The following is a 22194-nucleotide window of genomic DNA, read 5'->3' as shown; positions in this document are numbered from 1 at the left end:
TTCAGGCGGCCATCAGCCGCTTCACCTTTCTGATATCGTCCAGGAACCGCTCGCGTTCGGCTTGCTTGTCCGCCGGCTCACGAATGCGCAGGATGAGGGAGGGATGGATAGTGACAAAGACGCGCAAACCGTCCTCGCGCTCGATCACCTGGCCGCGCATCTTCATTACCGGGATCGCCTTGCCCAGCAGCGACGTCGCCGCTGTCGCGCCGAGTGCCACCGCGATGTTCGGCTTGATCAGCTCGAACTCCTGGTCGATCCACCAGCGGCAGGCCTGAATCTCGCCGGCATTCGGCTTGGAATGGATGCGCCGCTTGCCTCGGGGTTCGAATTTGAAGTGCTTGACCGCGTTGGTGACGTAAACTTTCTGACGGTCGACCCCAGCGTCATCAAGGATGGCGTCGAACACCCTGCCCGCGGGCCCGACGAAAGGCTTGCCGGCGAGATCCTCCTGATCACCCGGCTGCTCGCCGACGAAGATCACCTTGGCATTGTCCGGTCCTTCGCCGAACACGGTCTGCGTCGCATGACGCCAGAGCGGGCAGCGGCGGCAGCCATTCGCGGCCTCTTGCAGTTCCGTGATCGAGCTGGCTTTAGCCTCGTCCGCTATCGGCTCCGCACGCGCTATGGAAACACGCCGGGCTGGGATCTTCGCTTCGTGCGGAAGGCCCGTGCTCGCCATCATCTTGCCTCGTCCATTTCGATATTGAAATGAACGAGATCGACGATGGTTCCTTTCCTTACACCTCGTGCAGATAGAGGTGGTAATCCAGTTCGCTGACCGTGCGCGCCACGCGCAGATATTCCGACTGCTTGATCGCCACGAAGGTCCGGTGCAGGTCTTCGCCGAGCGCGCCCTTCAGGAAGCTGGATGCTCGCGCGGCTTCGATCGCGGCGCGCCAATCGACAGGCATGGTCGTGCGCGTGACTGGCGCCTCGTAGCCGTTGCCGGTGGTTTCGGGACCAGGGTCGAGACCGTCGTCGAGCCCTTTGGTTATAGCGGCCAGCACCGTTGCCGCGATCAGATAGGGGTTGGCATCGACGCCGGATGGCCGATGCTCGATGCGCCGATTTTTCGCGTCGCCCGCCGGCACGCGCAGCGCCACCGAACGATTGTTCACGCCCCAGGTCGGCGCCACCGGCGCATAGGATTGCGAGACGAAGCGCCGCCAGGAATTGGCGTGCGGCGCAAACACCAGCATCGATTCCGCCATCGTCTGGATCAGGCCGCCAAGCCCCTGGAGCAGCGGCAGCGACCAACTCTCGCCGCCGGCTTCGGCAAAGACGTTTCGGCCAGCCTTGTCCTGCAGCGAGACATGGAAATGCATGCCCGAGCCGGCATATTTCTCGATCGGCTTGGCCATGAAGCAGGCGGTGACGCCATGGCGGCGCGCCTGCGCCCGCACCAGGCGCTTCAGCATGACCAGGTCGTCGGCGGCCCTCATCACGTCCTTGCGGTAGTTCAGCGTCAATTCGTACTGGCCGGGCGCATATTCGGAAATCACCGTCTCGGCCGGAATGCCTTGTGCCTTGGCCGCGGCATAGATGTCGGAAAACAGCGGCTCCATGCCGTGCAGGTGATCGACGGAATAGACCTCGGTCTTGCCCGAGACGCGGCCGTCGAGCACGGCGCGCGCCGGCTGCACCTTGCCGTCGGCATCGCGCTCATTGGCAAGGAGAAAAAATTCGAGTTCGAAGGCGCCGGCCGGATAGAGACCCTTGGCCGCCAGTATGTCGACCTGCCGTGCCAGCGCCAGCCGCGGATCCGATGACATCGGCCGGCCGTCGAGCTGGTACATGGCCATCAGCAACTGGCCGCGCGGCGGGTTCGTGCCGTAGAGCGGCACCAGCGTGCCGGGGATCGGCCAAGCCCTGAGGTCGCCGTCGCCGGTCGTCCAGATCAGCCCGGTCTCGTGCACATCCTCGCCGGTGATATCGAGGCCGAGGATCGAGATCGGCATATGGCGGCCGCCCTCGAAGATGCTTTTCAGCTCATGCCGGCGCACGATCTTGCCGCGGCCGACGCCATTGGCATCGGTCAGCACGATATCGAAGGCTTCGATCTCGGGATGGGCGTCGAGAAAGGCTTGCGCCTCGGTGGGCGTCGAGCCCGAAGGTGAGGTCATCATGGCATTGGGGTTGTCCATCGCCGCTTGTCTCATGCCGCAAGCTTTGCCGCAACCGCGCCGAAGGCGGCAATCAGCCGGTTGACCTGGGCTCCTGAAGTCGCCGGCGAGATCAGCATCATGTTGTGGAACGGGGCGATCAGCACGCCGCGATTGACCAGCGCGACATGGATGGCCGCCTCCAGTTCCGGCGCATGCGCCACTTCCGCCTCGGCGCCATTCCTCAACGGGCCGGGCGCGCAGATGAACTCGACGCGCGCGCCGACGCGGGAAACATGCCAGGGCAGGCGGTAGCGGTCGATCACGCCGGTCAGCCCGGCATCGAGCCGCCGCGCCAGATGATCCATGCGGTCATAATTTTCTTCAGTCATCACCTCTTCGAGCGTGGCGCGCATCGCCGCGAACTGCAGCGGGTTGGCCGACAGCGTCGTGCCCATGCCGGAATAGCCCGGCTCCTTGGTCCTGTTGTAATCCGCGTAGCGCGAGGCGACGTCGTCGCTCATACCCCACACACTTGCCGGCACGCCGCCGGCGATCGGCTTGCCCAGCACGAAAAAATCCGGCTCCAGTCCGTATTTCCTGGTGTAACCGCCCGGACCGGTCGAGATCGTGTGCGTCTCGTCGATCAGAAGCAGTGTGCCGGCTTGGTGCGTTAGTTTGCGCAGCGCGTCATGGTAGCCCGGATCGGCCACCACCATGCAGGAATTGGTCAGCACCGGTTCGGCGATAACGCAGGCGACGTCCTTATTCCCAAGCGCGGCTTCGAGTGCTGGAACATCGTTGAACTCGATGACCTTGGCCGTGCGCGTCAGGTCGCGGAACTCGCCCGCCAGCCCCGGCCGGTTGACGGGCTTGCCGTCGATCAGCCGCACCATCGTCTCATCGACCGAGCCGTGATAGCAGCCATTGAAGACCAGGATATTCTCCCGGCCGGTGACGGCGCGGGCGACGCGCAACGCAAAGCGGTTGGCGTCGGTCGCCGTCGTCGCGATCTGCCAGAACGGCAGGCCGAAACGCTGCCGCAGCAGCGGCCCGATCGCGAGCGCGTCTTTCGAAGGCAGCATATAGGTCAGGCCGCGTCCGGCCTGGCGGCGGATGGCGCGCGCCACCGGCGTCGGCGAATGGCCGAACATCGAGCCGGTGTCGCCAAGGCAGAAATCGTCGAGCCTGATACCGTCGATATCGGTGATGGTCGCGCCCCTGGCGCTGTCGACCAGGATGGGAAACGGCGTCGGCCAGTCGTTCATCCAGTGCATCGGCACGCCGCCGAAGAAGCCGGGCAGGCCATTGCCGGCCTTGGCTTGCGACTTTGGCCGGGCCTTGCGGAAGGCCGCGCCCTCGGTCTCGCGCAATTCGGCAATGCGGTCGCGGCCGATGCCGCCGATGGCCATCTTGGAAGTGTCGCTGTGCATGAAAACCCCTCTGGTCTGTCCCTCTTAGCCAATCCATGTCCGCAACCGCAATTGGCCGCGCATCTGTCCTGCATTGGCTCAGCCCTTGGCAGCGGCGCTTGACCGTGCCGCCGAAGTCAGCGCCAATATGAGCGGGAACCAAGGTAGGGGAGCAAATATGCGGACGATCATCTGTGTGGCGACGCTTCTGTCGTCGGCCAGCGCGGCTTTCGCCTCAGGCGGCATCTGGTGCAACGTTGACGATGCCGCTGTGACATTCGACGTCGGTGCCGGCGTCACCAGAGGCATGGGCGGCCCGACCTTCAACTTTCGCGGCGATCTCGAAATCAAGGCGAGGCCAGTTGGCGATCATCTGCGCAAGACGGTGTTCGAGGATTCCAACCTCACCCAGTACTGGCTGGACGGCAAGGAATTGCGGCTGAACATCTACCGCGAGCATCAGCTCGCGGATACCTACAACTATGTCGAGCTGACGATCCTGACCAAGACCAGCGACGAAGGCGTCTATGACGGCCAGTACACGCTCGCCGTCTATGACCATGCCGCCGACACGGACAAGGACGGCAAGACGGTCGAACTGACCGGAAAGGTCTCCTGCGGGGCCGAATGAACCTGAAATTACGCCGTGATGTCGATGACGCCGCAATCTCCGGCCGCACTGCCGAAAGCGACGCGGCGTTCTTCCTTGTCCCACATCATCGAGGTGATGGCGCCCTTGCCCGGCCGCCGCAACAGCACTTCCTTGGCGTCGGCAAAACGCACCGCCATCACCATGCCGTCATCATAGCCGACGGCGACGACATCCTGGCTCGGGTGGCAGGCGACAGCCGTCACCATGGCGTTGCCGCGCGTGCCGAGTTCCAGCGGTGCCTTGCCCATCGGACCGTCCTTGCCTGAAAACGGCCAGACGATCGCCGCCGGCGCGCCGGAACTCGCCAGCCACTTGCCCTTCGCGCTCCACGACAGACTCTTGACCTTGGCGGGATAACCGCTCATGCGCATGTGCTTGCCGTCGGCGAGCTTCCAGCCGTGCAATGCGTTTTCCTGCATGGTGGTGACCAGGAAGGCGCCATCCGGCGAGAAGGTGATGCCGGTGTGGGCGCCGGCCCATTCGAGCTCCACCGGCTTGCCCTCGGCGGCCGGGAAATGCAGCGTCGCGCCATTGTAGCGGGCAACGCCGAAGCGCATGCCCTTGGGCGAGAACGCCAGCCCCTCGACCGAGCGCGGATGGACGAATTCCCGGGTCTTGCCGTCGGCGAAGCGCACGTAGGCGGTCTTGCCGGTCGCATAGGCGATGGCGCCTTGCGGTCCGGCGGCAACGCTGGTGATCCACTTCTTGGCCGCGCTTGCCAATTCCGTGGCCTCGCCGCCCGCTTTCACGGCAAACACCTTGCCGTCCTCGCCGCCGGTGATCAGCCGGTCATTGGGGGCATCGTGAAAGGCGGCTAGCAGCCCGTCATTGGCCTGCACCGTCTTGTGGCCATGGTCCAGCCGGTGGATGGCGCCGTCGGCCATCGCGAAATGCGGCACGTCGCCGAGGAAGACGGCGGCGATGCAATGGCCTTCGAGATCAAGCGGGGCGACTGTGGGCATGACTATTCTATTCACCTGGACGAGATTGTAGAAACAGCCCGGGCGGCTTACTCGACGTTTGCGGTTCCGGCAACCATGAGGTTCGGCAAGTCCCGAGAGGCGATTGTCAAAGCAGTCCTTTCTCCCGCAGATCGGTTGCAAACGTCGCCAGGGGCATCACCAGGGTCAAATCCGATTCTTGGAGGGGCTCGGCGCCATAGCTGGCATACCACCTTGCCGCTCGCTCGCTCTTGGCGTCGATGATGAGCAGGATACCGCCGCCCTCGCCAGCAAGTCGCAGGCAGCGCAACGCCGCGGCAGCAAGCAACTGGCCGCCGAGCCCTTGCCCTGCGACGGTGCGGTCGGTCGCGAGCCGTGCAAGCTTGAAGCCGGAAACCTCGTGTCGGGCTAAGCCTCTCGTCATGTCTTCGGGCACGGTTTCGTAGGCGATTGCAGACGGTGCGATCGTATAGAAACCGAAGATATGTTCCGAAGCCGCGTCATCGACCGCACAGAAGGTCTTGGCTGCATTCTGATCGTGGCTCTGTCGCGCGAAACGCCGTAGAAAATCGTTCATCTGCGCGTCGCCGCAATCGAAGGAAGCCCGATCATGACGTTTCGCAATCGGTTCTTCGTGCCAGGATGGAAGCGTCACAGAGTAGCCGGCAAGGCAGCGATCGCGGCCCTGAGCTTGGCGTTTGGCTTTGGCGGGTGCTCCAACAGGTCGAGGATGCGCGAGAAATCGCGACCGGACACCTTCGTCACCTCCGCTGCTTCGATCACGGCCTGCGCTTCGGGCACGACCTTGTCGAGGATAAAGTCGGCCATATCCTTGTGCGACAGCGCTGCGGCGCGGGAGATCATCGCCTTTTGCTCAGCCGGAATGCGGATTTGGTAGCGCTCGGTCTTGTTGTCGGCTGATCTAGGCATAGGTCACTCCTCGCCGCTAATATCGTGTACACATGATATGTGTACACGAGGAGATATTCAACCCGCAATGAGCAGCGCTACGAAGGATGACCTAGGCCTGGCAGGCGTCAAAGCTCTTCTTCAGCCGCTCGGCGTCGAGTTCGCGGCCGATGAACACCAGCCGGCTTTCATGCTTCTCGCCGTCCTTCCAGGCGCGCTGGTGGTCGCCCTCGATGATCATGTGCACGCCCTGGATGACATAGCGCTCGTCATCGCCCTTGAGCGCGATGATGCCCTTCAGCCGCAGGATGTTGGGGCCTTCCATCTGGGTGATCTTCTCGATCCACGGGAAGAATTTCTTCGGGTCCATCTCGCCGCCGCGCAGCGACACCGACTGCACGGTCACGTCATGGATGTCGGAAGGATGCGCGTGATGGTGGTGATCGTGTCCGTCATGATCATGATGATCGTGGCCGTCATGGTCGTGGTCATGATGGTCGTGATCGTCATGCGCCTCGAGGAAATGCGGATCGTTTTCCAGTGCCCTGGACAGGTCGAAGGCGCCGCGGTCGAGCACTTCGGACAAAGCGACGCCGGCTCGTGTCGTGCGATGGATCTTCGCCGCCGGATTGATGGCGCGGATCGTCGCCTCGACCTTGGCAAGCTCTTCGGTGGTGACGAGGTCGGTCTTGTTGAGCACGACGACGTCGGCGAAAGCAATCTGGTCCTCGGCTTCCCTGGAATCCTTGAGCCGCAGCGGCAGATGCTTGGCGTCGACCAGCGCCACCACCGCGTCGAGCCTGGTCTTGGAGCGCACGTCGTCGTCCATGAAGAAGGTCTGCGCCACCGGCACCGGATCGGCGAGCCCGGTGGTCTCGACCACGATGGCGTCGAAGCGGCCGGGCCGGCGCATCAGGCCCTCGACGACGCGGATCAGGTCGCCGCGCACCGTGCAGCAGACGCAGCCATTGTTCATCTCGTAGATTTCCTCGTCGGATTCCACGATCAGGTCATTGTCGATGCCGATTTCGCCGAACTCGTTGACGATGACGGCGTAGCGCTTGCCGTGGTTTTCCGACAGGATGCGGTTGAGCAGCGTCGTCTTGCCGGCGCCGAGATAGCCGGTGAGAACGGTTACGGGAATCTGCGTCTGTGCGTCGCTCATGGGTTGCCTCGAACTATCTGGGCCGCGAAAGATCCGGCCATCGAAATGAGATTGTCGGCTCCATATAGGATGTGCGCCGGGCTTTTGCACGAGGCAAACCGATGGGCCAAACAAGCTGCTGCCATTACCGAATTTTGACTGGCGAGAGCCGCTGTGACCGCCTAGATCAGGATACGGGAGGCCAATTCGAGAGGCAGGATATGTCCGGCAAGCCATCCTCCTTCCCATTGAGCCGGCGCCAGGCGCTCGGCTTGATCGCGGTCACGGCCGGCGGTGGTGCCTTCCTGCCCGCCTCCGCGATGGCCGCCCAATCTTCGGCTACCCAAGTTTCACCCTATGCCGGACTGGCTCTGTTCGAAACCGGCGCGGGCGTGTGCGTCATTACGCCTGAGGTGACCGAGGGGCCGTTCTATTTCGACCCGAAACTCGAACGTGCCGATGTCACCGAAGGCAAGAAGGGCATTGCTCTTGCTGTCCGGCTGCAGGTCGTCGACGCTGCCTGCCGCCCGCTTGCCGGCGCTCGCGTCGATATCTGGCATTGCGACGCCCAAGGTGCCTATTCGGGCTATCCGGGACAAGGTGACGGCAGGGATGTCGATACATCGGGCCAGACCTTCCTGCGCGGTTGGCAGAAGACCGATGCAAGCGGCATCGTTTCCTTCGCCACCATCTATCCCGGCTGGTATCGCGGTCGCACCACCCATATCCATTTCAAGGTTTTCCCCGACGACAGTTCGGTGATGACCGGCCAGTTGTTTTTCCCCGACGGTCTCAGCGAGCAGATATTCACCACGGTCGCACCCTACAATGACCGGCCCCGCAAGCGTGACACCTCGAACACCAGCGACGGCATCGCCAGGCAGGCCGGACCGCTGTCGCAGGCCGCACTGCGCGAGGTGGAGGATGTCTATCAGGCGCTGATGATCGTCGCGGTGAAGCCCATCTGAGCGGCATTCCCTCACGCACCCTGCCCACGGCGAAAACTCCGGCCGCGAAAACTCGTTTGTCATCTAACTGAAATAAACATCTGGCATTAGCCACGGCGGACACCACAATTGCTTGCCGGCAAAGCTGTTTGAAGCGCCGGAATCTTTTTGATCGTCGATTGCCAACCGGCCGGCTGCCTCTATGCTACCCGCACCGGTACGGCCGAAGAGGGATGACCATGGCCAAGGCGGACAAGACTGCGACAATGAGCCGGCTGCATTCGGCGGCAAGGCTGGCAAGAACCGCGCTGGCGGCACGGCTTCTGGCGCACGGCTTCTATGCCGGCCAGGACCAGATCATGCTGTCGCTCGACCGTGAAGATGGCCAGACGCCTGGCAATCTGGCAGGACGCCTCGGCGTGCGCCCGCCCACCATTACCAAGACCATCAACCGGCTTCAGGCCCAGGGTTTCCTGGAGAAGCGCGCCTCCGAGGCCGATGCCCGCCAGGCGCATATCTTCCTCACCGACACCGGGCGCGACATCATTCACGCTATCGAGAAATCGGTGAAGAAGACGGAAAAGCAGGCGCTGAAAGGCCTCGACAAGAAGGACCAGAAGACGCTGTTCAAGCTGCTCGCCCGCATCGAGGCCAACCTCTCGAACGAAGAACTGGCGTTGATCGACGACGACGCCGAGCTGGACGACTGATCGTACGGCAGGCGTTCAAGCCGCCGCTGCGGCCGATCCACGGATCAGCGAAGACCAGCGTCCCGGCGTCATGCCGAACGCCTTCTTGAATTGTCTTATGAAATGGCTTTGGTCGCTGAAGCCGGCGTCGACGGCGATCTGCGCCAATGGTTCGCCGGCGGCGATCATCCGCCGCGCGCGCTGAAGCCGGCGCATCACCAGGAAGCGATGCGGGCTGGTCGAGAAGGCGGCGCGGAAATGCCGTGACAAGGCATAGCGGTCGAGCCCGGTGACCGCTTCCAGTTCGCCCGAACGCACCGGCCGGGCGAGGTTTTCCGTAAGATAGTCGCGCGCCAGCATAGCCGCCCGCCACGCCGTTCTGGCCATTGGCTTGGCAGGTTGGCCGGCATGCCGTGTCAGGCTTTGCATCAGTTGCGTCAGGAAGTCGTCGACGAACAATTCGTCGAGTTCCTGCTCCAGCGGCCCCAGCGCCGAAAGCAGCATTGCGCGGAAAGCCGCGTCCGTCACCACGCCATCCCCAACAAAAGGCAGCGAAGCGCCGCCAAGGCAGTCGAGCATCAACGACGGCTCCAGGTAGAGCATTCGGTAGCGCAGGCCGTCCTCGGTGCCCGCGCCGCCGTCATGCAACTCGTCGGGATGCAGCACGATGATCTGGCCGGGCAGGCTGTGGCGCGTCTCGCCGAGATAGCGAAACGTCTGCACCCCGTGCAGCGTCACGCCGATCGCATAGGTATCGTGACGATGCAGGTCGAAGGCGCTGCCATGGAACCGCGCCTCGATGCGCTCCATGCCGGCGGGGTCGGGGGCGGAGATGATGCAGTTTTCCGCCGCATCGACGCACAAACGTCCAAGACCTCTAAAGGCCTGGCTGTCTAGATCGTGAGACATCGTCTCCTTCAGTCCCGAAACCGGGGCGCAACCTCGAATGGTCTATTTTCTCATGTTCGATACGAAATTTGCAATCGTGCTCAGGCAGGATCTGCCGGTCTGGCAGAAACTCAACGTCACCGCCTTCCTGACCAGCGGCATCGCCGCGCAGTTTCCGGACATCATCGGCGAGCCCTATCGCGACCGCGCTGGCAATCTCTACAACCCGCTGTCTATCCAGCCCGTCATCGTGCTGTCGGTCGACCATGCGACGCTGGCCACCATCCACAGGCGCACGCTGGAGCGCGGCGTGACCACCTCGCTCTATGTCGAGGAGATGTTTTCGACCGGCTTCGACGCCGCCAACCGCGCCGTCTTCGCCGAGTTCGCGCCCGAAGACGCCAAGGTGGTCGGTATTGCGCTTCGCGCCGAGAAGAAGCTGGTCGACAAGATCACCAAGGGTGCCCGCATGCACGCCTAGCTTTCCGACGCATGGACCAAGCCTGTCGCCGCGTCTTGTTGTGCCAGGCGCTTTTGGCTTGCCGGGAGCCGGCAATTCCCGCAAAGGTGGGCTTCAGCCAGCTTCCCACCCGGCCTGCAAGTGAGTGCTCCCCAAAGATATCCAGAAAGCGCGACGCCCCCGGTGGCGATCCTGTGCATGCTTTCCACCTATGTCTGCTTCACCTTCCTCGACACCAGCAGCAAGTATCTCGTCCTGGCCGGCGTTTCCGTGCTGATCGTCGCCTGGGTGCGCTTTGCCGTGCATGTGGTGCTGGTCGGCACGCTGCTGCGCGGCTGGCGCCAGCCGGCGCGATTTCGCCCGGTCAATCTGCCGGCACATGTCCTGCGCGGCCTGTTCCTGTTTGGATCGACCATATTCAACGTCCTGGCGCTGCGGTCCCTGCAACTGGCCGAGACCACCTCGATCTATTTCTTCGGGCCGATGGTGATCACGGCGCTGGCCGGTCCGCTGCTTGGTGAGTGGGCCGGCTGGCGCCGCTGGCTGGCGATCCTGGCGGCCTTTGCGGGGGTTCTCATCATCACCCGGCCAGGCGTCGGGGTTTTCGGCATCGGGCATCTCTTCGCGCTCGGCTCGATGCTGTCGAACTGCTTCTACGTCATCATGACGCGCCGCATGTCGGCGACCGAGACGCCGGAGAGCCTGATCCTGTTCTCGGCGCTGGCGCCGGCGCTGCTGCTGTTGCCCTTGCTGCCGTTTTCGTTTTCGCTCCCACATGACGGCTGGCACTGGTTCGTGCTGCTCATGCTTGGCGTGTTCGGCGGCGTCGGCCACTGGCTGCTGGTTCAGGCCTACCGGCTGGCGACGACCACGGCATTGGCGCCCTATACCTATTCCCAGATGGTGTGGATGATCATTTCCGGCTGGATCGTCTTCAAGCAGTTTCCCGACCGCTGGACGCTGGTCGGAGCCGCCATCATCGTCGCCAGCGGCCTCTACATCGTCCACCGCGAGCACCGGCTTCGGCTGCAGAGCCGCGCGGCCTCGGATGTCGAGGCGGAAGCGCTGGCAAAAAAACTTTGATTTGCCTCCGATCGGTGGCATAACGCCGCCTTTAAACAGTTTAGGTCTGAATTCAGGTCGTTCGGGGGGCGCAAGGCGCTGGCACAGAAAATCAAGCTTTCGACGATCGCGGATGCGCTCGGCGTGTCCACGGCCACGGTCTCGCTGGCGCTGCGCGACAGCCCTCTGGTTGCCGGAATCACCCGCGACCGCATCAAGGAACACGCCCGCGCCATCGGCTATATCTACAACCGCCGCGCCGCCAGCCTGCGCACCTCGCGGTCGGGCATTGTCGGCGTTGTCGTCCACGACATCATGAACCCGTTCTTCGCCGAGATCCTGCGCTCGATCGAAAGCGAGCTCGACCGCAGCCGGCAGACCTTCATCCTGTCCAACCACTATGATCAGCTCGAAAAGCAGCGCACTTTCATCGACACGCTTTTGCAGCTCGGCGCCGACGGGGTCATCATGTCGCCGGCCATCGGCACACCGGCCTCCGACATCGTGATGGCCGAGGAGAATGGCCTGCCGGCGGTGCTGATCGCGCGCACCGTCGAGGGCGCCGACGTGCCGGTCTTTCGCGGCGACGATGCCTATGGCACCGGGCTCGCCACCAACCATCTGATCTCGCTCGGCCACAAGCGCATCGCCATGATCGGCGGCACCGACCAGACCTCGACCGGCCGCGACCGTTACCAGGGCTACGTCAATGCCATGGACGCGGCCGGGCTGGAAGTCAGGCCGTCCTGGCGCATCGCCGGCCCGCGCACCAAGCAGGCCGGCTTCGAGGCAGCCGGCCAGTTCCTGGCGCTGAAGGACAGACCGACGGCTGCCTGCTGCTGGAACGACCTTGTCGCCATCGGCCTCATGAACGGCATTGCCCGCGCCGGCCTGGTGCCCGGCGTCGATATCTCCGTCACCGGCTATGACGATCTCGAAGAGGCGGCGATCGCGACGCCGGCGCTGACCACCGTCTGGAACGGACAGCGCGAGGTTGGCCGCCGCGCCGCCAGCGCGCTGCTCGACAAGCTCAACGGGCAGATGGTGCGGCCCTCGCAGGAATTGATCAAGCCGGAACTGCATGTGCGTCAGTCGACCGGCAAGCCGGTGGAGCGTGCATGACCAAGGCCGAACAGCTGCAAACCGTCGCCATCCTGGTGCCGGGCGATTTCAACGATCATGCGATCGACCGCATCAACCGCACATTCAGACGTGTCACAATCGAACGCGCCGATCCCTCCCTGGTCACCGACGAGATGCGCGGCAACGTGCGTGGCATCGCTTCGTTTGCCGGCATCAACGCGGCGATGATGGATGCCCTGCCCAATCTCGAACTCATCGCTTCCTTCGGCGTCGGCTATGATTCAGTCGATGTCGGCCATGCGGCGGCGAAAAACATCATGGTCACCAACACCCCCGACGTGCTGACCGAGGAGGTTGCCGACACCGCCATCGGGCTGCTGATCAACACTGTCCGCGACCTGCCGCGCGCCGAAGCCTGGCTGCGAGACGGCAGTTGGGTGCGCAAGGGCAACTATCCGCTGAGCCGGCTGACCTTGCGCGGGCGCAGTGTGGGTATTTTTGGCATGGGCCGCATCGGGCAAGCCATCGCCCGGCGGCTCGAAGCTTTCGGCCTGCCGGTTTCCTACCACAACCGGCGCCAGGTTGAAGGCTTGAGTTATCAGTATCACCCGACGCTGAAAGGGCTTGCCGAAGCCGTCGATACCCTGATTTCGGTGGCACCTGGCGGAGCTTCGACGGAGAAGGCGGTCAATGCCGAGATCCTGTCGGCGCTCGGCGCCGACGGCGTCTTCGTCAACATCGGCCGTGGCAGCACGGTCGATGAGTCGGCGCTTGCGGCATCACTCGCCAACGGCATCATCGCCGCTGCCGGCCTCGATGTCTTTGCCGACGAGCCGAACGTGCCCAAGGCGTTGCTCGACGCGCCAAACACCTCGCTGTTGCCGCATGTCGGCTCGGCTTCGGACCACACCCGCCGCGCCATGGCCGACCTGTGCGTCGACAATCTGGTGTCCTGGTTCACCGAGCGCCGCCCGCTGACGCCGGTGCCCGAGACGGCTGGGGTCAGGGCTCGTGGCTGAGCCGCGGCTGCCACACTTATTAACGTCAGCTTAACCCTTTGGAATCATTCTTTATCCTGTGCGTGTGCGTGGATGAAGAATGATGAAAGCACTTTCCGCATTGATCGCTGCCGCAGCGCTGTTTGGCGGCATTCAGCTGTTTCACGGTGGCAGCGGTGAAAGTGCCGCCGACGAAGTCGCGCCGTCCAACAGCTACAGGTTGGTCGCCAATGGCCATGAGGCGGCCTGTGCGGTCAGCCGCGGGGCCGAAATTTCGGATGGCTTGGCCCTGCTCACCGTTGCTCCGAAATGCCGCCGGCTCTTGCCGGGCATAGAGCAGGCGAAGTTCTGGCGCGAGCAAAACGACGGCACGGTCGCCTTCAGCGCCAACGGTGTCGATGCGATCGTCACATTCGCGGCTGCCGACGGCGACGGCTATGAATCCTATGCCCCGGCCGCGCCACTTCTGTCGCTGGCGGCTACCGGTGATTCGAAATCCGGCGATTGATTATTCGGCCGCGGCCCGCGCGCCAGCCTTCGCCGCGGCGTGCAGGCGAACCGCATCGCCGAAGGCACGGAATATTTTCGTCGAGTTGCTGTCCGAATTGACCCAATATTCCGGATGCCATTGCACGCCGACGGCGAAGGCGCGGGCATCCCTGACCGACACCGCCTCGACCGTGCCGTCGCTGGCGACGGCCTCGATCTGCAGCTTCGGGCCGAGCCGGTCGACGGCTTGGCGGTGTACGGAATTGACCATGATATCACCCTCGCCGAACACACCGGCCAGGCAGCTTCCGGGCTTGATCGTCACCTTTTGCCGGATACCGAAGCGTTCGTCCTGATTGTCGCTCACCGGCGCACGGTGATCGAGCGAACCCTCACGCTCCTGGATCTCGGTGCCGAGCGTGCCGCCCAGCGCCACGTTCATCTCCTGGATGCCGCGGCAGATGGCGAGCAGCGGCACGCCGCGCTCGATCGCCTGGCGGATCAGCGGCAGCGTCGTGGCGTCGCGCGCCGGGTCATAGGGGCCGTTGGCTTCGCTGGCATCGCCGCCATAGAGCGAAGGATGCACATTGGATTTCGAGCCGGTGACCATGACGCCGTCGACCGACGACAGAAGTTCGCCGAAGTCGAGCCGGTCGCCGAATGATGGCACAAGCACCGGGAACACGCCGGCGCCGGTGATCGCCGCTTCCAGATATTGCTGCGGGGCGGCATGCCAGGTGTAGTTGTCGAACTGACGGACGTCGGTCGATATGGCGACGAGCGGCTGATGCATTTTGGCTCTGTGTTCCATCTGGGCAAGGGAATGTCCTGCCTCTAAAATAGGCGATCCCCGGCTATTTTTCCATGCCAAGTTTCAGCGTGTCGCATGGGCCACGAAACGGCCTGTTAGACTATAGTTGCAGGGCAGCTGGGCTTCGCCGTCAAATCGGGCCGCCGTGCTGGACTCGACTTCTTGCCCGTGTATTGTTTCGAGCGAACCGATATGGGAATCGAGGATATCCCCGAACATCGGTCTGTTGATCCGAAAGGGAGGAACTTCATGGATCGTCGTTCATTCATTCGCAAGGCCGGTGTCACCGGCGTCGGTGCCGCGGCGGCGGCGGCCACGCTGGCGGCGCCAGCAATCGCTCAGTCCAATCCCAAGGTGACGTGGCGGCTGGCATCGTCCTTCCCGAAGTCGCTCGACACTATCTATGGCGGCGCCGAGGTGTTCTCCAAGATGCTGTCGGAGGCCACCGACGGCAATTTTCAGATCCAGGTCTTCGCCGCCGGCGAACTGGTGCCGGGCCTCCAGGCCGCCGACGCCACCACGGCCGGCACGGTCGAGGCCTGCCACACGGTGGCATATTATTACTGGGGCAAGGACCCGACATGGGCGCTTGGCGCGGCGGTTCCCTTCTCGCTCAACGCACGTGGCATGAATGCCTGGCACTACCATGGCGGCGGTATCGACCTGTTCAACGAGTTTCTCGCCACGCAGGGCCTTTTCGGCCTGCCGGGCGGCAACACCGGTGTGCAGATGGGCGGCTGGTTCCGCAAGGAAATCAACACGGTGGCCGACCTTTCCGGCCTCAAGATGCGTATCGGCGGCTTTGCCGGCAAGGTGGTGCAGAAGCTCGGCGTCGTGCCGCAGCAGATCGCCGGCGGCGATATCTACCCGGCGCTGGAAAAAGGCACTATCGACGCAGCCGAATGGGTCGGCCCCTATGACGACGAGAAGCTCGGCTTCTACAAGGTCGCACCCTACTACTACTATCCCGGCTGGTGGGAAGGCGGCCCGACCGTCCACCTGATGTTCAACAAGGCGAAATACGACGAGCTTTCGCCGACGTACAAGTCGCTGCTGCGCACCGCGGCACAAGCCGCCGATGCCAACATGCTGCAGAAATACGATTATTTGAACCCCGCGGCGGTCAAGCGGCTGGTGGCCGGCGGCGCGAAACTGCGCCCGTTCAGCCAGGAGATCATGGCCGCCTGTTTCGAAAAGGCCAACGAGGTCTATGCCGAAATGGAAGCCTCCAACGCCCCGTTCAAGAAGATCTGGGAATCGATCAAGGGCTTCCGCAAGGAGCACTATCTCTGGGCGCAGGTGGCCGAATACAACTACGACACCTTCATGATGGTCCAGCAACGCAACGGCAAGCTGTAGCCCTATCTTATAGATGGATTGCGCCGGCTAAGGACTGAAAGTCCGCGCCGCCCCTCATCCGCCTGCCGGCACCTTCTCCCCGTATAGAGACGGGGAGAAGAGAAACTGGCACCGGCCGCGGCGCCCTGCAACGCGGATGATTGGCGAAATCGGCGATGAAAGCATCCTTCTCCCCGTCACTATACGGGGAGAAGTGCCCGGCAGGGCGATGAGGGGCGGCGCGGACGCTTGTAACTAACAATCTGGGGCGGTAGCCACTCAGCTCCGGCCTGGCACCACCAGCACCTTTACCTCGCCGGGCGCCGGTGGATTGGCAATCACCGCGGCCGCGTCCTCGAGGGCCACCTGCCTGGAGATCAGCCTGTCGATCTCGATGGCACCCGATGCGATGAGTTCGGCGGCGCGGCGATGGGTGTACGGATTGAGGAAGGAACCGAGCACCCTCAGTTCCCGGAACAAAAGGTCGAAGGGCTCGAATTCCGCTTTCATGCCTTGCGGCGTCACGCCGACGATGACGACGGTGCCGCCGGCGCGGGCCAGCCGCATCGATTGCTCGACGGTCTCTCGCACGCCCGCGCATTCGAACACCACGTCGGCTCCGCCCGGCACCATGCCCGCCGGTCCGGCGATGGCTTCGATGACATCGGCGGCGGTCGGATCGACCGTCGCCGTGGCACCGAGTTCCTCGGCGAGCGCGCGCCGCGAGGCTTGCCTGGTCGACAGAATGACGGTGGTGGCGCCTGCCTGTCTTGCCAGTTGCACGGTGAGCAGGCCGATCACGCCGCCGCCCAGAACGACCACCGAGCTGCCCGGTTTGATCCCGGCAAGGTCCACGCCATGCAGACAACAACCGAGCGGCTCGCAGAATGCACCGTGCATCGGATCCAGGCCCACAGGCAGGACAAAAGCCTGCTTCTGCGGCAAGGCAAGGTATTCGGCAAAGCCGCCGTCGCGATGGATGCCGATGGCTTGCAGATTGCTGCAGAGGTTGACCCGTCCGGCATGACAATGCGCGCAACGCCCGCAGGCGATGTTGGGGTCGCCGGTGACACGATCGCCAATGGCAAAGCCGGATACGGATGTTCCGATCGCCTCGACGATGCCGGAGAATTCGTGGCCGGGAGTCACCGGCGGCGTGCAAGGAAATTCGCCGTGAAACAGATGCCGGTCTGTACCGCAGACGCCACAGGCTTCGACACGCACCAGAAGCTCGTCCGGCCCGATATCAGGCTTGTCGACTTCGCGCAGCGCGATGCTGCCCACCGCTTCCAGCCGAACCGCCTTCATGATCTTGCTCATGCCGGGTTCAGTTGAAGCTTGGCGGCTGCGACAGATCCGGCTGCGGTGCTGCCGGTTGGGCCGGCGCCGGTTCGCCGAAGTTCGGCGGCTGCGACAGATCATCGGGCGCGGCGGGAGCGGCTGGTGCCGTGCCGCCCGCAGATGGTGTGCCGAGCGGCGACAGGCCGGGTGCCTCCGGCACCTTGTAATCGATCGTGCCCGGATCGACGGTCGTTCCCTTGTAGTGCATCACCATTTGCGGGAAGGCGATGGTCAGCCCGATCATGATCACCTGAATACAGACGAAGGGCACCGCGCCCCAATAGATCTGTCCGGTGGTCACGGGTGCGATCTGTTTGCCGGTCAGGCGGTCGAGATAGGGCACGCGGGCGGCCACCGAACGCAGGTAGAACAGCGCGAAGCCGAAGGGCGGGTGCATGAAGCTGGTCTGCATGTTGACGCCCAGAAGCACGCCGAACCAGATCAGGTCGATGCCGAGCTTGTCGGCGGCCGGCGCCAGCAGCGGCACGATGATGAAGGCGAGCTCGAAGAAGTCGAGGAAGAAGGCGAGGAAGAAGACGAGCAGGTTGACGCCGATCAGGAAGCCGACTTCGCCGCCCGGCAGCGAGGTCAGCAGGTGTTCGACCCAGATGTGGCCGTTGACGCCGTAGAAGGTCAGCGAGAACACCCGCGCGCCGATCAGGATGAACAGCACGAAGGACGACAGCCGCGTCGTCGAGGTCAGCGCCTGCTTGACCACGTCAAGCGACAGCCGGCCCTTTGCCGCCGCCATGATCAAGGCGCCGACGGAGCCCATGGCGCCGCCCTCGGTCGGGGTGGCGATGCCGAGGAAGATGGTGCCCAGAACCAGGAAGATCAGCGCCAGCGGCGGGATCAGCACGATGATCACCTGTTGCGCGAGCCTGGACATCATGTTGAAGTTCAAGCCTTTGTCGGCAATGGCCACGACGTAGATGAAGAACACGCCGGCAGTGGCGCCCAGAATGTCGGCATTGTCGCCATGGGCCGGCGCGAGATAGCGATACGCCGCGTAGGAAACCGCTGATGTGACCGCCAGCGCCACCAGCAAGGACATCACGCCATGGCCGAGCTTGCGGGCCTCGAGCGGCAGCGCCGGCATCGAGTTCGGCCGGATGATCGACATGATCAGGATGTAGAGCATGTAGAGGCCCGTGAGTACGAGGCCCGGGATCAGCGCGCCCGCATACATGTCGCCGACCGAACGGCCGAGCTGGTCGGCGAGTACGATCAGCACCAGCGATGGCGGGATGATCTGGGCGAGCGTGCCCGACGCCGCGATGACGCCGGCCGCCACGCGCCGGTCATAGCCGTAACGCAGCATGATCGGCAGCGAGATCAGGCCCATGGCAATGACGGATGCCGCCACCACGCCGGTGGTCGCCGCCAACAGCGCGCCGACGAAGATCACCGCATAGGCGAGGCCACCGCGGATCGGCCCGAACAGCTGGCCTATCGTGTCGAGCAGATCTTCGGCCATGCCCGATCGTTCAAGCACGATGCCCATGAAGGTGAAGAACGGAATGGCCAGCAGCGTGTCGTTCGACATCACCCGGCTGCCGTAGAAATTATCCGGCAGTGCGTGCAGAAGCGGCCAGGCGAGATTGATCGATCCACCGGAATAGGGCGAGAGGAGCACGCCGATGAAGAAGAACATCAAGCCGTTCGCGGCCAGTGAAAAGGCGACTGGATAGCCGATCAGCATGAACAGGATCAGCGAAGCGAACATGATCGGCGCCATGTTCTGGGCGATGAACTCCATCACGAGCGCACCTCGTCGGCCAGCGCCTTGGCTTCGAGCTCGGCCTGCTCATGCACCGATATGAAGGGATTGGGGTCGTCCATGTCGCCGCGCATGATGGCGATCTTCTTGATGATCTCGGAGATGCCTTGAAGTGCGAGCAGGAAAAAGCCGACCAGCAGGATGGCCTTGGCCGGCCAGATGATCAGCCCGCCGGAGTTGTTGGACATCTCGCCGCTGCGAAACGACAGCGACACATAGGGAACGAAATAGATCACCATCAGCGTCACGAACGGCATCAGGAAGAGGATATGGCCAAGCAGGTCGATCCAGTGCTGCATGCGGCGCGAAAACAGGCCGTAGACGACGTCGATGCGGATATGTTCGTTCTGCTTCAGCGTATAGGCGGCGGCCAGCATGAAGGCGGCGCCGAACAGATACCACTGCAGCTCGAGCCAGGCGTTCGAGGATATGTCGAACACCTTGCGGATGATGGCGTTGGCTGCGCTCACCAGGATCGCCAGCAGGATCAGCCACGAGACCCATTTGCCAATGAACTCATTCGCGCGATCGATGGTCCTGGATAGAGCGAGAAGCCCTGCCATGCATTCCTCCCTGTGTGTCGGAGGCGTGCCGGCTCCCCCTTATTGCCCGTCACGCCGCGTGGTCCAACGGTATGCCGCGCGTGGACTGACGGGTCAACAAGGATAGCGGCGGCAAAATATCATTGCACGGGAGAGCTGGGCGGATACCGGCTCTCTGCCCGCGCGTCATTCAACCAAAGTCTGATGCGGTTCAGCCGATTTTGCCGGTGTCGCGGCCGGCGCCGATCAGCACCAGGATCGCGACCAGGAACAGATACATCCACGCATCGCGCCATTCGACCGGGAAATAGCCGGCCCACAGCGATTCGGCCATGCCGAAAGCGGCCGCGCCGAGCGCCGCCCGCGGCGGCGAGAGATAGCCGCCGACCGCCGTCACGAACAGGATCTTCAGCCCGTAGACGAGGCCGGAGCCGAAGCTGACATTGCCGTAATAGAGGCCGGCCATGACGCCGGCCAGCGCGGCGCAGAAACCGCCGAACAGCACAGCATGCCGTAACACCGCGCGCACGTCGACGCCGCACATCGCGGCTGCCTTGGGATCGTCGGAGACGGCGCGCCACTGCCGGCCGAAGCTCGAACGGGCAAACGTCCAGCTGGCCAGCGCGATTGCCGCCAGTACCAGCGCGCAGTCGATGAGCTGGATAAGCGTCAGCGTCGCCTTGAAGGTCGCGCCCTGCGCGAAAATGACAGGCTGTGCCAGCATCGGCGGCAGCCACAGATCGTGCGTGTCGGCCGCAATGCGGCTCGCCTCGGACAACAGCAGCAGGATGCCGAGCGTCGTCACCACGATCGCGTTGGGTGTACGGTCGGCCAATGGTTCGAAGACGCTGCGCGACAGCACGTGGCTGAGCAGCGCGGCATAGAGGAAAGCCGCGACGACGCCGAGCGCCACCGCCGCAAGCAGTGTCAGCCAAAGCACCTGATAGCCGAAGGCCGCGGTGAGGATCATCGTTTGTCCGCAAAAGGCGAACAGCGCGCCATAGGCGAGGTTGGTGCGATGCAGGATGCCGTTGGTCAGCACATAGCCGAAGGCGAGCAGCGCATAGAGCGCGCCCGAATGCAGTCCGCTCAGGACCTGCTGGAAGAAGTAGAGCATGCAAGAACCTCGGAACATGTCGCCCAAAAAAGCGAAGTGGTTTTGTGACGACGACATGCTCAAAAGGCTGCGGAGACCGCATCCTGCGGTAAGGTTTGCATCGTCGAATCTAACTTGTCAAATGCGATTTATCGGTTAGATTTCCGATATGACGGTATCCTGGACCCCGCACCGCTTCACCGGCGGCCTGCTTGCGCTCGACACGGCCAACACCGTCGTGCTGCGCGGCGATCCGCGGAGGTCTTTCGACCGCTTCGACGATCCAGCCGAGATTGCCCGCTTCGCCGATGCGGCGAGCCGCTTTCGCGCAGCCGAGCTTGGCGGCAGACCGCTGGCGGCACCGTCACCGGCGACGATTGCACCCGTCGTGCTATCGATCCGCGAGGCGACAGACCGGCTGTTTCGTGGCGCGGTGTCGAAGGGTTCTATTACAGCCTCCGATTTGCCGGGCTTCCTCAAAGCCTGCTCCGATGGCCTGGACGGTAGCCGGACCGAGATCGGTGCGCCGGGAAGGCCGTTCGGCGATCCGGTGACGCCGATCGCCTTCGAGACGGCGCTGGCGGTTTCGGCGCTCTCGCTGCTGTGCGACGACACCGCCGCAAGGCTCAGAATTTGTCCCAACTGCACCTGGCTGTTCGTCGACAGAAGCCGCAATTCCAGCCGCCTTTGGTGCGACATGGCGGTGTGCGGCAACAGGCAGAAGGCTAGGCGTCACTATCGTCGCCGCCGCATGGCGGAAAATGAGGTCAAGAATGCCTAGGGGTCTTTCCCGTTCGATCGTCGTCGGTGCGGCACTCATTGCCGCCGTTGCGCTCGGCGCCTGCCGTGACACCGGCCGCGATACCGGTGAAGACGAAGGCAAGCTGTTCGAGATTTCCGGCAAGATATTCGTCTTCAATTACCGCCTCGCCAGGGCGACCTATGTCGTGACGCTGCGGCCGCTGAAGCCGATGGGAGAAGGCCAGGTAGCGATCGCCAACTTCCAGGATCCCGCCGGCGGCGCGCCATTGGTGGTCGAGCAGAAGGTGTGGCCGAAGCTCGACAAGGTGACGCTGGAGAGCCCGGCACTGACCTGCGTCGTCAAGAACAAGCCCTATGCGATCTCCATCAGCATCAAGGGAGCCGACGGTGCGGTCCTGCAGGAGATCGACACCACGCTGATGTCGACGGAAGACCAGTCGATCCTGCCCGACCGGCCGCTGGTCATCGACCAACTCTATACGGCCAATCCCGATCTCGCCGGCCATCCCGACGGCAAGCTGCCGGGCGAGCCGAAGCCGGATTGCTCGAAGGGCACCTGACGCGTCGCTGCCAGCCCGGCTACAGCGCCGTGCAATGCCCGCGGCGATGGTCGCCGACTGTTCGTCGTGCGTTGCCCGGCACCTGCGATTTTGTTTGACCTGCCTTGCAAGGGAAGAAAGGATGCGTCATCCGACCCCGACGTTGGCTGCCTGCCCCCGCGCGGCCTCCGCAGAGGAAATTCCTG

The 22194-nt window shown here is 63.5% G+C and carries 24 protein-coding genes; 11 read left to right on the top strand and 13 right to left on the bottom strand.

What is annotated here, in order from left to right; genetic code table 11:
• Nucleotide 1 precedes the first annotated feature (1 nt).
• The 3 genes from NKG99_RS15730 to NKG99_RS15720 are packed head-to-tail and all read right to left on the bottom strand — an operon-like array spanning nucleotide 2 to nucleotide 3538.
• Complete coding sequence (locus NKG99_RS15730; RefSeq protein WP_352869394.1) at nucleotides 2–682, bottom strand: UdgX family uracil-DNA binding protein; 681 nt, start codon at nucleotides 680–682, stop codon at nucleotides 2–4.
• A gap of 58 nt (nucleotides 683–740) precedes the next feature.
• A complete protein-coding gene (locus tag NKG99_RS15725; protein ID WP_502910890.1) occupies nucleotides 741–2126 on the bottom strand; it encodes a glutamine synthetase family protein in 1386 nt (461 codons plus the stop codon).
• Between the two features lie 32 nt (nucleotides 2127–2158).
• The gene (locus NKG99_RS15720) at nucleotides 2159–3538 is read right to left on the bottom strand and encodes an aspartate aminotransferase family protein (protein ID WP_352869249.1); all 1380 of its coding nucleotides are present in this window, start codon (nucleotides 3536–3538) and stop codon (nucleotides 2159–2161) included.
• A gap of 157 nt (nucleotides 3539–3695) precedes the next feature.
• On the opposite strand from NKG99_RS15720, the gene NKG99_RS15715 reads away from it, so the two are divergent.
• Nucleotides 3696–4148, top strand: coding sequence for a hypothetical protein (locus NKG99_RS15715; protein WP_352869247.1), 453 nt, complete (start codon nucleotides 3696–3698; stop codon nucleotides 4146–4148).
• An 8-nt stretch (nucleotides 4149–4156) separates the two neighbouring features.
• On the opposite strand, the gene NKG99_RS15710 is transcribed toward NKG99_RS15715, so the two are convergent.
• The 4 genes from NKG99_RS15710 to NKG99_RS15695 all read right to left on the bottom strand — a co-directional run bounded on the left by NKG99_RS15710 (nucleotide 4157) and on the right by NKG99_RS15695 (nucleotide 7184).
• Nucleotides 4157–5131 carry a WD40 repeat domain-containing protein gene (locus NKG99_RS15710; RefSeq protein ID WP_352869245.1) on the bottom strand — a complete coding sequence of 325 codons (975 nt, stop codon included), beginning with the start codon at nucleotides 5129–5131 and terminating at the stop codon, nucleotides 4157–4159.
• A 106-nt stretch (nucleotides 5132–5237) separates the two neighbouring features.
• Nucleotides 5238–5765 carry a GNAT family N-acetyltransferase gene (locus NKG99_RS15705; RefSeq protein ID WP_352869243.1) on the bottom strand — a complete coding sequence of 176 codons (528 nt, stop codon included), beginning with the start codon at nucleotides 5763–5765 and terminating at the stop codon, nucleotides 5238–5240.
• Nucleotides 5762–6040: a type II toxin-antitoxin system TacA family antitoxin gene (locus NKG99_RS15700; protein ID WP_352869241.1), complete on the bottom strand. Its 279-nt coding sequence runs from the start codon at nucleotides 6038–6040 to the stop codon at nucleotides 5762–5764. Before NKG99_RS15700 ends, NKG99_RS15705 begins: the two co-directional genes overlap by 4 nt.
• Before the next feature lie 91 nt (nucleotides 6041–6131).
• Nucleotides 6132–7184, bottom strand: a complete 1053-nt coding sequence (locus NKG99_RS15695; protein WP_352869239.1) for a CobW family GTP-binding protein — start codon at nucleotides 7182–7184, stop codon at nucleotides 6132–6134.
• 200 nt (nucleotides 7185–7384) lie between these two features.
• On the opposite strand from NKG99_RS15695, the gene NKG99_RS15690 reads away from it, so the two are divergent.
• Both NKG99_RS15690 and NKG99_RS15685 read left to right on the top strand, forming a co-directional pair.
• Nucleotides 7385–8131, top strand: a complete 747-nt coding sequence (locus tag NKG99_RS15690) for an intradiol ring-cleavage dioxygenase (RefSeq protein WP_352869236.1) — start codon at nucleotides 7385–7387, stop codon at nucleotides 8129–8131.
• 218 nt (nucleotides 8132–8349) lie between these two features.
• Complete coding sequence (locus tag NKG99_RS15685; protein ID WP_352869234.1) at nucleotides 8350–8820, top strand: MarR family winged helix-turn-helix transcriptional regulator; 471 nt, start codon at nucleotides 8350–8352, stop codon at nucleotides 8818–8820.
• 15 nt (nucleotides 8821–8835) lie between these two features.
• On the opposite strand, the gene NKG99_RS15680 is transcribed toward NKG99_RS15685, so the two are convergent.
• Entirely contained in the window at nucleotides 8836–9708 is an 873-nt protein-coding gene (locus NKG99_RS15680; protein ID WP_352869232.1) for an AraC family transcriptional regulator, read from the bottom strand.
• A 52-nt stretch (nucleotides 9709–9760) separates the two neighbouring features.
• On the opposite strand from NKG99_RS15680, the gene NKG99_RS15675 reads away from it, so the two are divergent.
• The 5 genes from NKG99_RS15675 to NKG99_RS15655 all read left to right on the top strand — a co-directional run bounded on the left by NKG99_RS15675 (nucleotide 9761) and on the right by NKG99_RS15655 (nucleotide 13798).
• Nucleotides 9761–10168 (top strand): DUF2000 family protein, encoded by a 408-nt coding sequence (locus tag NKG99_RS15675; RefSeq protein WP_352869392.1) that lies wholly within the window; start codon nucleotides 9761–9763, stop codon nucleotides 10166–10168.
• A gap of 177 nt (nucleotides 10169–10345) precedes the next feature.
• A complete protein-coding gene (locus NKG99_RS15670) occupies nucleotides 10346–11230 on the top strand; it encodes a DMT family transporter (protein ID WP_352869230.1) in 885 nt (294 codons plus the stop codon).
• Nucleotides 11231–11308: 78 nt separating this feature from the next.
• Nucleotides 11309–12331 (top strand): LacI family DNA-binding transcriptional regulator, encoded by a 1023-nt coding sequence (locus tag NKG99_RS15665; protein ID WP_352869391.1) that lies wholly within the window; start codon nucleotides 11309–11311, stop codon nucleotides 12329–12331.
• Nucleotides 12328–13311 (top strand): 2-hydroxyacid dehydrogenase, encoded by a 984-nt coding sequence (locus tag NKG99_RS15660; RefSeq protein WP_352869228.1) that lies wholly within the window; start codon nucleotides 12328–12330, stop codon nucleotides 13309–13311. The genes NKG99_RS15665 and NKG99_RS15660 overlap by 4 nt, the downstream gene beginning before the upstream one ends.
• A gap of 82 nt (nucleotides 13312–13393) precedes the next feature.
• Nucleotides 13394–13798, top strand: coding sequence for a hypothetical protein (locus tag NKG99_RS15655; RefSeq protein ID WP_352869390.1), 405 nt, complete (start codon nucleotides 13394–13396; stop codon nucleotides 13796–13798).
• On the opposite strand, the gene NKG99_RS15650 is transcribed toward NKG99_RS15655, so the two are convergent.
• Nucleotides 13799–14572 (bottom strand): gamma-glutamyl-gamma-aminobutyrate hydrolase family protein, encoded by a 774-nt coding sequence (locus NKG99_RS15650; protein WP_352869225.1) that lies wholly within the window; start codon nucleotides 14570–14572, stop codon nucleotides 13799–13801.
• A gap of 267 nt (nucleotides 14573–14839) precedes the next feature.
• On the opposite strand from NKG99_RS15650, the gene NKG99_RS15645 reads away from it, so the two are divergent.
• A complete protein-coding gene (locus NKG99_RS15645) occupies nucleotides 14840–15949 on the top strand; it encodes a TRAP transporter substrate-binding protein (protein ID WP_126067370.1) in 1110 nt (369 codons plus the stop codon).
• 258 nt (nucleotides 15950–16207) lie between these two features.
• Here NKG99_RS15645 and NKG99_RS15640 read toward each other — a convergent pair whose 3' ends face one another.
• The 4 genes from NKG99_RS15640 to NKG99_RS15625 all read right to left on the bottom strand — a co-directional run bounded on the left by NKG99_RS15640 (nucleotide 16208) and on the right by NKG99_RS15625 (nucleotide 20708).
• The gene (locus NKG99_RS15640) at nucleotides 16208–17236 is read right to left on the bottom strand and encodes a zinc-dependent alcohol dehydrogenase family protein (RefSeq protein WP_352869389.1); all 1029 of its coding nucleotides are present in this window, start codon (nucleotides 17234–17236) and stop codon (nucleotides 16208–16210) included.
• 19 nt (nucleotides 17237–17255) lie between these two features.
• Nucleotides 17256–19028 (bottom strand): TRAP transporter large permease, encoded by a 1773-nt coding sequence (locus NKG99_RS15635; protein ID WP_352869388.1) that lies wholly within the window; start codon nucleotides 19026–19028, stop codon nucleotides 17256–17258.
• Nucleotides 19028–19612 (bottom strand): TRAP transporter small permease subunit, encoded by a 585-nt coding sequence (locus NKG99_RS15630; protein ID WP_352869223.1) that lies wholly within the window; start codon nucleotides 19610–19612, stop codon nucleotides 19028–19030. Before NKG99_RS15630 ends, NKG99_RS15635 begins: the two co-directional genes overlap by 1 nt.
• A 190-nt stretch (nucleotides 19613–19802) precedes the next feature.
• Nucleotides 19803–20708 carry a branched-chain amino acid ABC transporter permease gene (locus NKG99_RS15625; RefSeq protein WP_352869220.1) on the bottom strand — a complete coding sequence of 302 codons (906 nt, stop codon included), beginning with the start codon at nucleotides 20706–20708 and terminating at the stop codon, nucleotides 19803–19805.
• 148 nt (nucleotides 20709–20856) lie between these two features.
• On the opposite strand from NKG99_RS15625, the gene NKG99_RS15620 reads away from it, so the two are divergent.
• Together NKG99_RS15620 and NKG99_RS15615 are read left to right on the top strand one after the other, a co-directional pair.
• Nucleotides 20857–21468: a CGNR zinc finger domain-containing protein gene (locus NKG99_RS15620; RefSeq protein WP_352869218.1), complete on the top strand. Its 612-nt coding sequence runs from the start codon at nucleotides 20857–20859 to the stop codon at nucleotides 21466–21468.
• Nucleotides 21461–22009 (top strand): hypothetical protein, encoded by a 549-nt coding sequence (locus NKG99_RS15615; protein WP_352869216.1) that lies wholly within the window; start codon nucleotides 21461–21463, stop codon nucleotides 22007–22009. Before NKG99_RS15620 ends, NKG99_RS15615 begins: the two co-directional genes overlap by 8 nt.
• Nucleotides 22010–22194 lie beyond the last annotated feature (185 nt).

The sequence above is a fragment of the Mesorhizobium sp. M1409 genome, from assembly GCF_040317535.1.
In the GTDB taxonomy this organism is placed as follows: domain Bacteria; phylum Pseudomonadota; class Alphaproteobacteria; order Rhizobiales; family Rhizobiaceae; genus Mesorhizobium.
Note: the sequence above shows the minus strand (reverse complement) of the source record. Positions and strands in the feature narration are given on the sequence as shown.

Excerpts from the sequence above, each read along its gene's own strand:
- NKG99_RS15730 (WP_352869394.1), bottom strand. The coding sequence starts at position 682 with ATGGCGAGCACGGGCCTTCCGCACGAAGCGAAGATCCCAGCCCGGCGT.
- NKG99_RS15630 (WP_352869223.1), bottom strand. The coding sequence starts at position 19,612 with ATGGCAGGGCTTCTCGCTCTATCCAGGACCATCGATCGCGCGAATGAG.
- NKG99_RS15710 (WP_352869245.1), bottom strand. The coding sequence starts at position 5,131 with ATGCCCACAGTCGCCCCGCTTGATCTCGAAGGCCATTGCATCGCCGCC.
- NKG99_RS15680 (WP_352869232.1), bottom strand. The coding sequence starts at position 9,708 with ATGTCTCACGATCTAGACAGCCAGGCCTTTAGAGGTCTTGGACGTTTG.
- NKG99_RS15650 (WP_352869225.1), bottom strand. The coding sequence starts at position 14,572 with ATGCATCAGCCGCTCGTCGCCATATCGACCGACGTCCGTCAGTTCGAC.
- NKG99_RS15660 (WP_352869228.1), top strand. The coding sequence starts at position 12,328 with ATGACCAAGGCCGAACAGCTGCAAACCGTCGCCATCCTGGTGCCGGGC.
- NKG99_RS15700 (WP_352869241.1), bottom strand. The coding sequence starts at position 6,040 with ATGCCTAGATCAGCCGACAACAAGACCGAGCGCTACCAAATCCGCATT.
- NKG99_RS15655 (WP_352869390.1), top strand. The coding sequence starts at position 13,394 with ATGAAAGCACTTTCCGCATTGATCGCTGCCGCAGCGCTGTTTGGCGGC.
- NKG99_RS15635 (WP_352869388.1), bottom strand. The coding sequence starts at position 19,028 with ATGGAGTTCATCGCCCAGAACATGGCGCCGATCATGTTCGCTTCGCTG.
- NKG99_RS15715 (WP_352869247.1), top strand. The coding sequence starts at position 3,696 with ATGCGGACGATCATCTGTGTGGCGACGCTTCTGTCGTCGGCCAGCGCG.
- NKG99_RS15695 (WP_352869239.1), bottom strand. The coding sequence starts at position 7,184 with ATGAGCGACGCACAGACGCAGATTCCCGTAACCGTTCTCACCGGCTAT.
- NKG99_RS15725 (WP_502910890.1), bottom strand. The coding sequence starts at position 2,126 with ATGACCTCACCTTCGGGCTCGACGCCCACCGAGGCGCAAGCCTTTCTC.
- NKG99_RS15640 (WP_352869389.1), bottom strand. The coding sequence starts at position 17,236 with ATGAAGGCGGTTCGGCTGGAAGCGGTGGGCAGCATCGCGCTGCGCGAA.
- NKG99_RS15645 (WP_126067370.1), top strand. The coding sequence starts at position 14,840 with ATGGATCGTCGTTCATTCATTCGCAAGGCCGGTGTCACCGGCGTCGGT.
- NKG99_RS15625 (WP_352869220.1), bottom strand. The coding sequence starts at position 20,708 with ATGCTCTACTTCTTCCAGCAGGTCCTGAGCGGACTGCATTCGGGCGCG.
- NKG99_RS15670 (WP_352869230.1), top strand. The coding sequence starts at position 10,346 with ATGCTTTCCACCTATGTCTGCTTCACCTTCCTCGACACCAGCAGCAAG.
- NKG99_RS15690 (WP_352869236.1), top strand. The coding sequence starts at position 7,385 with ATGTCCGGCAAGCCATCCTCCTTCCCATTGAGCCGGCGCCAGGCGCTC.
- NKG99_RS15620 (WP_352869218.1), top strand. The coding sequence starts at position 20,857 with ATGACGGTATCCTGGACCCCGCACCGCTTCACCGGCGGCCTGCTTGCG.
- NKG99_RS15615 (WP_352869216.1), top strand. The coding sequence starts at position 21,461 with ATGCCTAGGGGTCTTTCCCGTTCGATCGTCGTCGGTGCGGCACTCATT.
- NKG99_RS15675 (WP_352869392.1), top strand. The coding sequence starts at position 9,761 with ATGTTCGATACGAAATTTGCAATCGTGCTCAGGCAGGATCTGCCGGTC.
- NKG99_RS15720 (WP_352869249.1), bottom strand. The coding sequence starts at position 3,538 with ATGCACAGCGACACTTCCAAGATGGCCATCGGCGGCATCGGCCGCGAC.
- NKG99_RS15685 (WP_352869234.1), top strand. The coding sequence starts at position 8,350 with ATGGCCAAGGCGGACAAGACTGCGACAATGAGCCGGCTGCATTCGGCG.